Source organism: Shewanella gelidimarina, from assembly GCF_023283945.1.
Taxonomy (GTDB): Bacteria; Pseudomonadota; Gammaproteobacteria; order Enterobacterales; family Shewanellaceae; genus Shewanella; species Shewanella gelidimarina.
The window spans coordinates 1-12,796 of record NZ_JAKIKW010000016.1; the positions used below are offsets into that span (position 1 = coordinate 1).

General features: G+C 43.2%; 10 protein-coding genes and 2 tRNA genes. 10 read left to right on the top strand and 2 right to left on the bottom strand.

The genetic code is table 11. The features are described from left to right. The first annotated feature begins 35 nt into the window (after positions 1-35). Both L2729_RS13815 and L2729_RS13820 read left to right on the top strand, forming a co-directional pair. Positions 36-111 (top strand) — tRNA-Glu (locus L2729_RS13815). 32 nt (positions 112-143) lie between these two features. Continuing rightward, positions 144-219, top strand: a tRNA-Ala gene (locus L2729_RS13820). A gap of 334 nt (positions 220-553) precedes the next feature. Here L2729_RS13820 and L2729_RS13825 read toward each other — a convergent pair. Then, entirely contained in the window at positions 554-2,383 is a 1,830-nt protein-coding gene (locus tag L2729_RS13825) for an ABC transporter ATP-binding protein (RefSeq protein ID WP_248988790.1), read from the bottom strand. A gap of 178 nt (positions 2,384-2,561) precedes the next feature. On the opposite strand from L2729_RS13825, the gene L2729_RS13830 reads away from it, so the two are divergent. The 7 genes from L2729_RS13830 (at position 2,562) to sstT (ending at position 10,545) form a co-directional block, all read left to right on the top strand. Next, complete coding sequence (locus tag L2729_RS13830) at positions 2,562-4,079, top strand: AlkA N-terminal domain-containing protein (protein ID WP_248988791.1); 1,518 nt, start codon at positions 2,562-2,564, stop codon at positions 4,077-4,079. After that, positions 4,076-4,606, top strand: coding sequence for a methylated-DNA--[protein]-cysteine S-methyltransferase (locus L2729_RS13835; protein WP_248988792.1), 531 nt, complete (start codon positions 4,076-4,078; stop codon positions 4,604-4,606). Before L2729_RS13830 ends, L2729_RS13835 begins: the two co-directional genes overlap by 4 nt. A 125-nt stretch (positions 4,607-4,731) precedes the next feature. Beyond that, positions 4,732-6,054: a DEAD/DEAH box helicase gene (locus L2729_RS13840; RefSeq protein ID WP_248988793.1), complete on the top strand. Its 1,323-nt coding sequence runs from the start codon at positions 4,732-4,734 to the stop codon at positions 6,052-6,054. Between the two features lie 55 nt (positions 6,055-6,109). Continuing rightward, positions 6,110-6,580, top strand: coding sequence for a phosphatase domain-containing protein (locus L2729_RS13845; protein WP_248988794.1), 471 nt, complete (start codon positions 6,110-6,112; stop codon positions 6,578-6,580). A gap of 182 nt (positions 6,581-6,762) precedes the next feature. Further along, entirely contained in the window at positions 6,763-8,148 is a 1,386-nt protein-coding gene (locus tag L2729_RS13850) for a phospholipase D family protein (RefSeq protein ID WP_248988795.1), read from the top strand. A gap of 90 nt (positions 8,149-8,238) precedes the next feature. After that, positions 8,239-9,141: a chemotaxis protein gene (locus L2729_RS13855; RefSeq protein WP_248988796.1), complete on the top strand. Its 903-nt coding sequence runs from the start codon at positions 8,239-8,241 to the stop codon at positions 9,139-9,141. Positions 9,142-9,330: 189 nt separating this feature from the next. Beyond that, positions 9,331-10,545 carry a serine/threonine transporter SstT gene (sstT, locus tag L2729_RS13860; protein ID WP_248988797.1) on the top strand — a complete coding sequence of 405 codons (1,215 nt, stop codon included), beginning with the start codon at positions 9,331-9,333 and terminating at the stop codon, positions 10,543-10,545. A gap of 128 nt (positions 10,546-10,673) precedes the next feature. Here the strand turns inward: sstT and L2729_RS13865 are convergent, their stop codons facing one another. After that, positions 10,674-12,044 (bottom strand): Gfo/Idh/MocA family protein, encoded by a 1,371-nt coding sequence (locus tag L2729_RS13865; RefSeq protein WP_248988888.1) that lies wholly within the window; start codon positions 12,042-12,044, stop codon positions 10,674-10,676. A gap of 381 nt (positions 12,045-12,425) precedes the next feature. On the opposite strand from L2729_RS13865, the gene L2729_RS13870 reads away from it, so the two are divergent. Further along, on the top strand, positions 12,426-12,761 hold the full coding sequence (locus L2729_RS13870; protein ID WP_308303198.1) for a hypothetical protein: 336 nt from the start codon (positions 12,426-12,428) through the stop codon (positions 12,759-12,761). Positions 12,762-12,796 lie beyond the last annotated feature (35 nt).

A 12,796-nucleotide genomic window follows, 5' to 3' on the forward strand; every position in this document is an offset into this window, starting at 1 on the left:
TCTTCGTTATATTAGAAGTAAAACAATATGTCCGGGTCCCCTTCGTCTAGAGGCCTAGGACACCGCCCTTTCACGGCGGTAACAGGGGTTCGAATCCCCTAGGGGATACCAATATTTACGATTTTATACTGTTTGTATGAAATGGGGCCTTAGCTCAGTTGGGAGAGCGCAACACTGGCAGTGTTGAGGTCAGCGGTTCGATCCCGCTAGGCTCCACCATTTCTATCATTAAGTTGATAAATACTAGAAACCACCTAAAGGTGGTTTTTTTGTGCCTATAAATTGAGAATGAACCTGAATGTATGACAACGATAGAAGTCTCTCAATATACTCTTGCGTCACATCACTATCCTTTATTATTCATTTTAAGATCAATGTCTTGTTATCTCAGATATGTTTAGTGCGCATAGAGTGGGTATGTTCTCTTTCAAGAAAAATAAATTAGGCGTGTAACTTCAAATCCTCATGGCTTATTGCTCATAAAGTAAAGCCACCTCAGACGGTGGCTTTACTTATAGGATGTAAATTGCTGACACTATAACTAGAGAGTTGGTTATTTAACCCCTAAGAAACCACCTGTTTGGTGAGCCCATAGCTGGGCGTAGATCCCATCAGAACGAATAAGTTCTTGATGGCTACCTTGTTCAACAATTTTGCCCTTATCAAGCACTATCAATCTATCCATTGCAGCAATAGTCGATAAGCGGTGTGCAATCGCAATCACCGTTTTCCCTTCCATTAACTGGTATAAACTTTCTTGAATTGCAGCTTCTACTTCTGAATCTAACGCTGATGTCGCTTCATCAAGTAATAAAATTGGCGCATTTTTTAGCAGTACGCGTGCAATCGCGACTCGCTGGCGTTGACCGCCCGATAATTTTACGCCGCGTTCACCAACTTGTGCATCAAGCCCTACGTTGCCTTCAGGATCGCTTAGGCCTTGAATGAACTCATAGGCTTGTGAGTTCTTGATTGCACTGGTTAATTCCTCTTCAGACGCATCAGGGTTGCCGTAAAGAATATTATCCCTAATTGAGCGGTGGAGTAGGGAGGTATCCTGGGTAACCATACCAATATGCGCTCGTAGTGAATCTTGAGTGACTTGGGTTATATCTTGTTTATCAATAAGAATCTTTCCTGCCTCAACATCATGAAAGCGCATTAGCAAGTTCACTAACGTTGATTTACCGGCACCAGAGCGGCCAACTAAGCCCACTTTTTCCCCTGCTTTGATATTGAGTTCTAACTTGTCAATAACAGCAGTGCTTTCACCGTAGTGAAAACTTACGTCATTAAAGTCGATGCTGCCTTTATCAACAGTTAGGTCTGGCGCATTATCAATATCGGTTATTTCAGTTGGTTTTGACAACGTATTAATGCCATCTGCAACAGTGCCGATATTTTCAAAGAGAGAGCTTATTTCCCACATTATCCATTGAGACATACCGTTAAGGCGTAAAGACAAGCTTATGGCAACGGCGATAGCCCCAACAGTAATGGCGCTATCACTCCATAGCCAAATAGAGACCGCAGCAATACTAAACGCCAACATGTAGTTAATTATCTGCACGCTAACATTTATCCAAGTCACTAGGCGCATTTGACGATAAACGGCATGCAGGAAGGTTTTCATGCTGCCTTTTGCGTACTCAGCTTCTTGTTGGGTGTGAGAGAATAATTTGACCGTGGCAATGTTGGTATAACTATCGACAATGCGACCAGTCATGGTTGAGCGAGCATCAGCTTGTTCCGTTGATACTTTTTTAAGTTTAGGTAAAAACTTTATTTGTAAAACAATGTAGACCAACAGCCAAACAAGCATTGGCAACATTAATCTCAAGTCGGCTTTTGCCATCATCACGACCATAGAGGTGAAATACACTAAAATATACACCAGCACATCGAGCAACTTAGTGACGGTTTCTCTTACAGCAAGTGAAGTCTGCATAACTTTAGTGGCAATTCGACCGGCAAAGTCATTTTGATAAAAAGACACACTTTGTTTGAGCAAGTAACGGTGAGCCAGCCAGCGAATGGACATGGGGTAATTACCCAGTAGCCCTTGGTAAACAATTAATGCGTGTAATAAGACAAGTGATGGGATAACGACTAATACCAGAATGGTCATGCCGAGTAACTTCATGCCCTCTTTTTCAAACAGTGTTTCAGGATCACTATTGATTAATATGTCGACCAAATCACCCATAAATCCAAATAAAGACACCTCTAATATTGCCAGCAGTGCCGTTAAAATAGACATAATGATTAACGGAACTTCAAACCCCTTGGTGTAATGACGACAAAAGGCGTATATCCCTTTAGGAGGCTGTTCTGGTTCTTCTGGGGGCAGAGCATTGACCCAGGATTCAAATCTCTTAAACATGTAATGTCTCAGTTGTTATTGATGGTTTGTAAAAATGTTGCTTAGTCGGGTTAGCATACTCGGAATTGAAGATGTAAGGGCAAGAAAACAGAATTTATATTCAGTTCCGTTTTCCGCTAGTGGTAAAGGCTTTGTTTGGGTAATATTCATTTATCGCTAAGACAAATACGGAAGAACAATGGTCAATCACGATTGTACTATCGCCAGTGATGTTTGCCGAAAAGCGAGGCTTGCACGAGATGCTCGATTTGATGGTCAGTTTTTTACTGGTGTGCTGACCACCGGCATATACTGCCGTAGTATTTGCCCCGCAGTGAGTCCAAAAGAGGAGAATGTGCGTTATTTTGATTCTCCATTAAAAGCGGCAAATGCAGGTCTCAGGCCTTGTTTACGCTGCCGTCCCGACAGTGCACCGGGCTCATTTGCGTGGAAAGGTGTCGCGACAACATTAGAAAGAGCAGTTTCTTTGATTAATATGGGAGCGCTTACCGGAGCGGATGCAATAAGTATTGAGCAGCTGTCAGAACGTTTGGGGGTAAGTAGTCGCTATTTACGCAAGCTTTTTACCGAAGGGGTCGGCACTTCCGTTAAACAATATGCGCAGTACAGACAGCTGATGTTTGCTAAACAGTTATTGCATCAAACAGAGCTAAGTATCACTCAAGTGGGGCTTGCCGCTGGTTTTAATAGTATTCGTCGCTTTAACGAGGTTTTTAAACAAACATTGAAATTAACGCCATCCACATTTAGAAAGCAGGTTATATCTGCAGATGCGAATTCGTCTACAGCAAATAGTCATTTGGCGGTTCCCCGTTCTATAGAGCCGATAAAACTGAGCGTCGAGTTGTATTATCGTCCGCCATTTGCATGGCAACAACAGCATGATTTTTATCAAGTTAGGGCTGTCTGTAAAATGGAGTGGCTGGAGGGCAATCATCATTACGGCCGCAGCTTTACCACTAATGGGGTGAGTGGTTACTTCGATGCCGAGCATAATAAAGCGCGTAATAGTTTTAACGTTGATATTGTACTTGAAAATGAACAAGGCCTTGTAGAACTTAACGCTATCATCGCTAATATTAAAAGGGTTTTAGATCTTGATGCCAATATGCAGGCGATAGAGCAAGTACTGTATTTGTTAGCGCCATTGCAACAAAAAATGATCCCTGGATTGCGATTACCGAGTACTTGGTCAACCTTCGAAGCCGGATGTCGGGCAGTTCTTGGACAGCAGGTTAGCATTATTCAAGCCTCAAAGTTGTTGAATCAGTTAGTACTTGCCTACGGTGAAAAGCGCATGATTAGTGATAAAGAGGTTATTTTATTTCCCACCGCGGAGGTGATAGCTAACGCGAGTTTGGATGAGTTAAAGATGCCTGGTGCAAGGAAATTAGCACTTAATGCATTAGGCGGGTTTGTAAATCAAAACCCCAATGCTGATATTAACGATTGGATATCTATTAAAGGAATTGGTCCTTGGACCGTTGCTTATGCACAAATGCGCGGAGCGAGTAACCCAGACGTCTTATTGTGTGGTGACTTGGTTGTTAAGAAACGAGTGTTAACTCTGTATCAACAGCATAGCGAAACATCTGTACCGACTGCAATCGATTACGGCGTACTGACAAAAGATATCGCCAATACCGTAAGCCCGTGGGGTAGTTATTTAACCTTTCAATTGTGGAATTTATCATGAAAAATGTTGCACCATTAGCAAAACTCAATTTTGATACTCGCGTGGGTGTTATCTCGCTCTGTGCCAATGCATCAGGCATTTCTCATCTAAATTTTATTCCGCAAGCAGCTGATGATTGGAAGACAAGAGAGTTGACGTTTGACGCCACAACAGAGCTCCAATCATTAACGACTGCAAAGTCACACCTAAACCAAGCAAAGCGTGAACTGCTTGAATATTTAGCAGGGGAACGGCAGCAATTTAGTGTGGCTCTGGCACCACAAGGGACTGACTTTCAAAAGCAAGTTTGGCAAGCTTTAAGTCAACTTCGCTATGGTGAAACATGCAGTTACGCGGATATAGCAACCCAAATAGCTCGACCTAAAGCGGTGAGAGCGGTCGGCACCGCTAATGGCGCTAATCCCATCGCCATTATAGTGCCTTGCCATCGGGTGATAGGCAAAAATGGTAAATTAACGGGCTATGCCTATGGTATTGCACTTAAGCAAAAGTTGTTACAAATGGAAGGGATCAGTCTATTTAAATAATGTTTAAGACCCATATTGACCAAAAGTCAGTGCTCGTTAACGGTATTTACCATCAAATAAAAGCTTTTGAAGCGATATTAGCGTAGAATAACGCCCTTATTTTTGATTAGGCAACGCCCGTAAATATGACTCAGCCAGATCCAGTAACGACAGCCGCTTCAACCTCAGTGGATACTACAGCGAATCACCGTTCTTTTACGGAGTTAGGGTTGATCCCCGAGCTATTAGAAACGCTTAAAGCATTGGATTATCAGTCTCCAACGGCTATTCAGCAAAGCACTATTCCAGCCGTTATCGCGGGTCGAGATGTGTTAGGTGGCGCGATCACAGGTTCTGGAAAAACGGCCGCGTTTGCATTGCCGATTATTCAACTGCTCGCTAAGTCATCAAAGCAAAGTAAGCAAGGCAATGTTGTTTCTAGTTTGGTGTTGGTTCCGACTCGAGAATTGGCGCAGCAAGTCGCTGACAGTTTTATGCGATATGCCCAAAATATTAAGCCTAATCTAAAAGTACTTGCGGTTTTCGGTGGTGTTTCAACTAATACCCAAATGCTGAGTTTACGCGGCGGTGCAGACATTCTTGTAGCGACGCCTGGGCGCCTACTCGACTTGATCTCAAGCAATGCGGTTAAGCTCGATAAAGTGAGCACGCTTGTCCTCGATGAAGCTGATCGAATGCTGAGCCTAGGCTTTACTGAAGAGTTAACGGCGTTACTTGAAAAACTGCCAGCTAAAAAGCAAACGTTACTGTTTTCAGCGACCTTTCCTGAAGAAGTGACGTCACTGACCCAATCATTACTTAATAACCCTGTAGATGTTCAACTGCAAAGCCAAGAAGAAAACACCTTGGTTCAGCGTGTTATCACGGTTAATCGTAACCGTAAAACGCCTTTGTTAGTTCAACTGATTAAAGAGAATGATTGGCAACAAATCTTAATCTTTGCCAGTGCAAAGTATACCTGCGATCGTTTAGCACATAAGCTCGATAATGCAGGGATCAAGGCCGAAATCTTCCACAGTGATAAAGCCCAAGGCACAAGAACTCGAGTACTCGATGGTTTTAAACGAGGTGAGATCCGGGTGCTTATTGCGACAGACATTGCAGCGCGCGGTATTGATATTGAAAAACTGCCTATTGTGATTAACTATGAGCTCCCACGTAGCCCTGCCGATTACATGCACCGTATTGGTCGAAGTGGCCGTGCTGGCGAAGCGGGTATAGCACTATCATTGATTTCTCACGATGAATACCAGCATTTCGCAGTGATTGAGAAAAAGAACAAGTTAAGGCTTGAACGTGAACAACATCTCGGTTTTGAAGCCGATGAAGAGGCTCCTGAAGATTGTCCATCACGTGTAGAGAAACCGATGGCAAAACCAGCGGGTAGCGGTAAGAAACATCGCAATAAAATGCCTCAGGCAAACACAGAACTTTGGTCAAAAAAGTAAGTCGCCATTGTAAATTTCACTTCGTTTAACACTAATAATGTATTTAGGAAAAAGTATGCAGCACCTATTTTGGTTAGTAGAAGGACAAATTGCAGGACGCAGCGGTCCCAATAAAGACGCTTGGGACTTATCTGAATTGAAAGAAGAGGGCATCGATGCCATTCTTTCAGTTAATAATGGCGAGTCATGTGAAGATACTGATTTTGCTTCGATTAACATCGAATACCAGTGCATTCCCTTTTCGCGTAATGCGCCGCCAGAAGCTGGGGATCTTGAGTTCTGTGTCGAACAAGTGCCAAAAGCACTGGCTTACATCAGAGAATGCGAAGCACAAAATAAAACAGTTCTTATCCATTGCCGCTCAGGTAAAGATAGAACAGGCCTGATTATGGCCTATTACTTAATGGACAACGGCGCAGCACCATTGCACGCCGTGAGCCAGATAAGAGCCATACGTGATATTGCATTTAGTGCCGATGGTTGGGATCAATTTGCATTTGATGTGCTTTATGCGTTACAAGAATAGATACTAGTTAACGACTGAAGTTATTTAATGAAAGCAATCGGATTGCTTAAAAGCTTATCAATCAAATCAATGTTTATCTGGACAGCCATCATGCTATTGGCTGCCAGACATCCCCTCTATACCCTGATAAAACATCTACATTTAAGCTTTCTAAACAAACTCAATCAGTACTTTCCCAATATGTGGCAGCCGATCTTCAAGCTAATCCTAATTTGACGGGCGTGGTGCCATTGAGTGATGGTGTAGATGCTTTAATCGCAAGGTTAGTATTGGTTAATGCTGCAACGACGAGTATCGATCTGCAATACTATATTTACCGTGCTGATGAGTCAGGGAGGTTGTTGTTGTGGCATCTAATGGATGCAGCTGAACGCGGTGTCAGAGTGAGAATACTGCTCGATGATATGGCGACTAAGGATGCAGATAACACGCTACTGTTATTGGCAATGCACAACAATATTGATGTTCGGTTATACAATCCCTCATTTGAACGATATTTTAGAAATCTCGCATTTATCGGCAGTTTTTCTCGTTTAAATCATCGTATGCATAATAAGTCCCTAACCGTTGATAATACAATTACCGTAGTGGGTGGCCGCAATATTGGCAATGAGTATTTTTCTAACCATAGCGATGTCGATTTTGGTGATTTTGACTTGATGACCATTGGCGAAGCCGTTGATGAAGTATCGGACCAATTTGATTTGTATTGGAATGCGCCTTTAACGGTTGAAATCAATGCGCTTGCTGAGCGTAAAGTGACTGAGCAGGAGTTAGCGCAGGCAATGACGGTGGTTGATAATGCTAAAGCCGAGTATCAAGATAATCCGTACGTAAAACGTTTGTTAAGCAGCCAGTTATTACAGAAGATGGAAAACCACTCATTACCTTGGTATTGGGGGCAGGCAACACTAATTTATGATCAACCGGATAAACAAAACCATCAATTAGACTCTGATAATATTTTGGCCGATTTAGGGGCGTTTCTATCACAAGCGAGTCAAGAGGTCCTTATTGTATCACCGTATTTCGTGCCCACTCGAGCAGGCGCTAATAACTTAATTGCAGCGGTCGAAAAGGGCATTAAGGTTACCATACTAACCAATAGCCTTGCGGCAACGGATGTGTTGGCAGTACACGCTGGGTATCGGACTTACCGGCAGCGGTTATTAGAATCTGGGGTGAGAATATTTGAAGTTAAGGCCAACCTAGAGCTGAAACGAAGCAGTAGTTGGACGGGAAGCTCAAAGAGTAGTCTGCATGCCAAAACGTTTATTATCGATAGAGACTCTCTATTTGTTGGCTCTTTTAATTTTGACCCTCGCTCTGCATGGCTGAATACTGAAATGGGCCTCATTATTCGCAATCGTGAGCTTGCAAGTGAGGTGGTTAATGGCATAGAGGAAAGCTTAGCTGCAAATACTTATCGACTGTCAATTAGAGATGAAGAAATCGTCTGGCATGATGATTCGAAACAGCGAGAAATATATACCGAACCCGATGCTGGCCTTTGGCGTAAGTTTTTAGTCGATTGCATCGCATTGCTACCCATTGAGTCACAGCTTTAATTGAGAGTTTAATATGATTGGGGTAAAGTTTACCCGGGGTAATCTGGGATCCGCCAGCAAGATGGATTTATTAAAAGAGACGGCAGTATAATGAAAAGTAAGGCAAAGCAAGCTCAAGGGTTATTATTGTTTCAGCTGTCATATACTCAGTTGTTTGCGCTGGGAACATTAAAGGTGCGTGAGTTGGTGCCTTACAGTCCATTGAGTGTCATACCTCACTCTCATCCCACTATTTTAGGTGCCGCAACAATACGTGGCACCACTATTCCTGTTGTTGATATGGCTGCTGCAGTGGGTTATCGGCCTATATCGGAACAGGAGCGTAAAGATTGCTACATTATCATTACGGACTGCCAACGTATGGTGATCGGTTTCCTGGTTCGAGCTATCGATAAAATCATCGAATGTAACTGGCGAGATATAGAAGCGCCTCCGAATAATTTAGGCAAAAATGCCTTTTTGACGGGTGTGACACGTATTGACGATAAGTTAGTGCAATTACTAGACGTAGAGCTATTACTGTCAAAAGTCTTTCCAGCAAGTCCAGAAACCACAAGAGCGATATTGACGGATGTACAGCGAGAGCGTCTCAAGCCTTTACACATTTTGCTTGTTGATGACTCGATGGTGGCACGTAAACAGTTGTCTGACGCACTTGATAGCATCAATATCCCTTATCAGGTTACCGCCGATGGTCAACATGCTCTCTCGATTATGCAGCAAGCTGAAAAAAGTGGTCAGGCGATTGATATTCTGGTTAGCGATATTGAAATGCCTGGCCTAGATGGTTATGAATTGGCATTTGAGGTTAAGAATAATCCGGCGATTGCCGATGCTTATATTATCTTACATACGTCGTTATCGAGTGAGATCAGTGTGAGTCAGGCTCATCAAGTGGGTGCTGATGAAGCGCTCACGAAATTCGATGCCCATGAGCTTATTGACGCGATGTTACGCGGCGCCAATAAAGTACAAGTCATCGCTAATGTTTAGTAGCTTGTTAGTAAGATGCTATCTCTGAGTAATATCCAAGGCTAAATGTCTACCAAAGGTAGACAACTATGGTCACATCCGATACAAACAGTGTGGAAGGAAGATTAATTTTATTTAAGGCTTACCATTTTGCTGAGAACCCTTAAATCAAATTGATACATACTAAAAATTATAATGATAGGTTAAGTAATGAATCAAAAAACATCACTGTTTGGCAAGTTGGCAAACAGCAATCTCGTGCTACAAATTCTAGCCGGTATTATTGCCGGTGTCGTGCTCGCGACAGTATCAAAAAGTGGCGCAGAAAGTGTCGCTTTTCTTGGTGAACTTTTCGTTGGAGCGCTAAAGGCAATCGCGCCTATCCTAGTGTTCATTCTCGTTGCAGCTTCTATCGCGAATCAAAAAAAGAACGCCAAAACAAATATGCGTCCTATTGTGGTGCTTTATCTGTTTGGTACCTTTTGTGCGGCGTTAACAGCGGTACTGATGAGCTTTGCATTCCCTACCACATTGGTATTAGTTACCGGTGCTGAAGGTGCGACTCCACCTGAAGGGATCGGTGAAGTGATCAATACTTTGCTCTTTAAATTGGTCGATAACCCAGTTAACGCGCTAATGACCGGTAACTATATTGGTATTCTTGCTTGGGGCGTCGGACTCGGTTTAGCCTTGCATCACGCGAGTGATTCAACCAAACAGGTCTTTGCCGATGTAAGCCATGGCGTTTCACAAATGGTACGCTTCATTATCCGCTTAGCCCCTATTGGTATATTCGGTTTGGTGTCAGCAACATTTGCAGCAACGGGCTTTGAAGCGATCGCAGGTTATGCACAACTACTTGCAGTATTACTCGGTGCGATGGCAATCATGGCGTTAGTGGTTAACCCTGCGATTGTTTACTACAAGATCCGCCGTAATCCATATCCGTTGGTATTCACTTGCTTGCGTGAAAGTGGCGTGACAGCGTTCTTTACTCGCTCAAGTGCTGCGAATATTCCAGTTAATATGGCGTTGTGTGACAAGCTTAAGCTACATGAGGATACCTATTCAGTATCGATTCCTTTAGGTGCGACGATTAACATGGGCGGTGCGGCGATAACGATTACCATCTTAACGCTTGCCGCTGTGCATACCATGGGTGTTCAAGTTGATATCTTAACCGCCATATTACTCAGCGTTGTTGCCGCGGTCTCTGCTTGTGGGGCATCTGGAGTTGCGGGTGGTTCATTGCTACTTATTCCACTGGCATGCAGCTTATTTGGGATCTCCAATGACGTTGCGATGCAGGTTGTAGCAGTCGGCTTTATCATTGGTGTGATTCAAGATTCTGCTGAAACTGGTTTGAACAGTTCTACTGACGTTCTATTTACTGCCGCCGCATGTGAAGCCGCGGAAAGAAAATAGGGCTAATACGGTGAGTATTATACCGCTGGGTTAAATCACAGTGTAAAAAAAGCCCCGTGACTTAGTTACGGGGCTTTTTTATGTATTGCATTTATTATTCTATAAGTGAATAAGTTGATGGTATAGCTTTATGCGCCAATGATCCCCAATGGCTTACCCGTTTTCCAGCCACCACGAGTGAAATCTGGGAAGTTAACCGAGTTACTGCGGTTGTTGACTGATGCTTCACTGAGAACATTGACCATAGACCATGCTGCACCATCGTATACATCCTGATCGAGTGCTTCTCCGTTTCTGAGGCAATAAACCATTCTCCAAAGCATTAAAAAGTCCATACCACCATGGCCGCCATTTTTTTCAGCCTCTTGGCCCATTCGCTGCCAAAGGGGGTGGTCGTATTTGTCATACCACGGAGCCATGTCCCTATCCCATTGATGGAAGTTACCATTGCCATTTTTTTCAATCGCAATACGATTTGGGAATCCAGCGAACACACCGTTAGTGCCTTGAATTAAATTATGACGACTGTAAGGCCTCGGGGTTGTCGTATCATGCTGTACCATAATGGTACGGCCTTTGGCAGTTTTAATAAGACTGGTGTTAATGTCGCCGTTGATATAATTAAGCTGATTGCGTTCATGATCTTCAGGAAACTCTCGTTGAGCGTACAATGCTCGGCCTAACGCTGGAGAACTCATTGAGGTCAAGTAGTCGAAACGGTCACCGCGGTTAATGTTCATATACTGCGATACCGGGCCTAAGCCGTGGGTCGGATATAGATTGCCATTTCTTTTAGTATGCCAGTAGGTACGCCATGAGCCTGTTTTTTGGTTTATCTCTTTCATTTGCCAGCGCAGTTCATGGATATAAGCTGCCTCACCATGCAGGAGCTCGCCAAATACTCCCTGACGAACCATATTGAGCACCATTAACTCATCACGGCCGTAGTTTACATTTTCCATCATCATGCAGTTCTTCTGGGTCTTTTCCGCGGTGTTGACGATTTGCCAGCACTCTTCGACGGTAAGAGCGAGTGGTACTTCTACAAAGGCATGTTTCCCGCTTTCCATAGTATCGATGGCCATAGGGGCATGCCATTCCCATGGCGTAGAAATGATCACCATGTCGATATCTTTGCGGCTTAGTAGTTCTAGGTAAGCTCGTTCACTGCCAGTGTGGCGCGCTGGTGCCTTGAAGCCTTGCTGCTTTACAAACTCGATGGACTTGTCTAACACCAAAGGATTGGTATCGCATATTGCTACTATTTCAACGCCTTCTAAGCGGCAAAAGTGTTGTACATGTCCTGAACCGCGCTGCCCAACACCAATAAAACCGACTCTTACCGTTTCCATTTTTGGAACAACTAACCCCATAACACTGCTCCCTAGCGAGGGAGGGCGAGGAACTGAATTCTCTGTTGCTGAAAAAGATGATGTCGCAAAGCTTGCTGCAGCAAGACTCGCTGTTTTTAAAAAGTGTCTGCGATTAAGTTTCATTATCGGTCCTATAAATGGAGCGTAATAGCGTTAGCTGACTCGAAACCCTATTTTAGCTTTTGTATTCAAACAAAGTTATATCAACTTATTGCGTTGATGGCTAAAAAAAGTGGTTACGGTTTGTTGTACTTGCCTTTTTATTCAGGTTTACTAAAGTTATGCATATAAAGTGACTTATATCGCGTTTTTATTTTTAATGTGCGATACAATTTGATTGTAGAGATAATGGGTATTTTTGTTGAAAACATTGTTTCAACGATTGATTTTAATAACAATTATTTTACAAGTTAACCGTTTGGGGTAGTGAAGTCGATGGCTGTTGTGAGTAATGGAACAAAAAAAGTTATTCAAATTGAGAATAGAGCAAAACTCAAGGAGATAGAAATGTCGGTAGTCGAAAAGCGTAGGCGTTTATTTTGGCAAGATACGGATCTTGAGACCAGAGAGGTGATTGGACGTTGGGTTGATGAGAGACCACTGCTAGGTGATAACATCACTGTTTATAAGCTAGCGGATACTTATTATCTAGAGACTTGGTACAACGATGGTTGCCACAGCTTAGATGAGATGATCTCAAAAGAGTCGGCTGATGGTGTGAAGCTAGAGGATAAGGGCGGTAACATTTTCGGTGAGTATTTTATGCTCACGGCAAGTAATGAGCTAATGTTCTGTAATTCCAGCTTGTGTTATTACACGGCGACTAAGGCTGAAGCAGCATAAGCACTGACTATAAATACTTTATTTAAGAGTGTTGT

What these genes read in the sequence shown, in the direction of transcription:
- L2729_RS13835 (WP_248988792.1), top strand. Translation starts at nt 4,076, where the DNA reads ATGAAAAATGTTGCACCATTAGCAAAACTCAATTTTGATACTCGCGTG.
- sstT (WP_248988797.1), top strand. Translation starts at nt 9,331, where the DNA reads ATGAATCAAAAAACATCACTGTTTGGCAAGTTGGCAAACAGCAATCTC.
- L2729_RS13855 (WP_248988796.1), top strand. Translation starts at nt 8,239, where the DNA reads ATGAAAAGTAAGGCAAAGCAAGCTCAAGGGTTATTATTGTTTCAGCTG.
- L2729_RS13845 (WP_248988794.1), top strand. Translation starts at nt 6,110, where the DNA reads ATGCAGCACCTATTTTGGTTAGTAGAAGGACAAATTGCAGGACGCAGC.
- L2729_RS13825 (WP_248988790.1), bottom strand. Translation starts at nt 2,383, where the DNA reads ATGTTTAAGAGATTTGAATCCTGGGTCAATGCTCTGCCCCCAGAAGAA.
- L2729_RS13870 (WP_308303198.1), top strand. Translation starts at nt 12,426, where the DNA reads ATGTCGGTAGTCGAAAAGCGTAGGCGTTTATTTTGGCAAGATACGGAT.
- L2729_RS13840 (WP_248988793.1), top strand. Translation starts at nt 4,732, where the DNA reads ATGACTCAGCCAGATCCAGTAACGACAGCCGCTTCAACCTCAGTGGAT.
- L2729_RS13830 (WP_248988791.1), top strand. Translation starts at nt 2,562, where the DNA reads ATGGTCAATCACGATTGTACTATCGCCAGTGATGTTTGCCGAAAAGCG.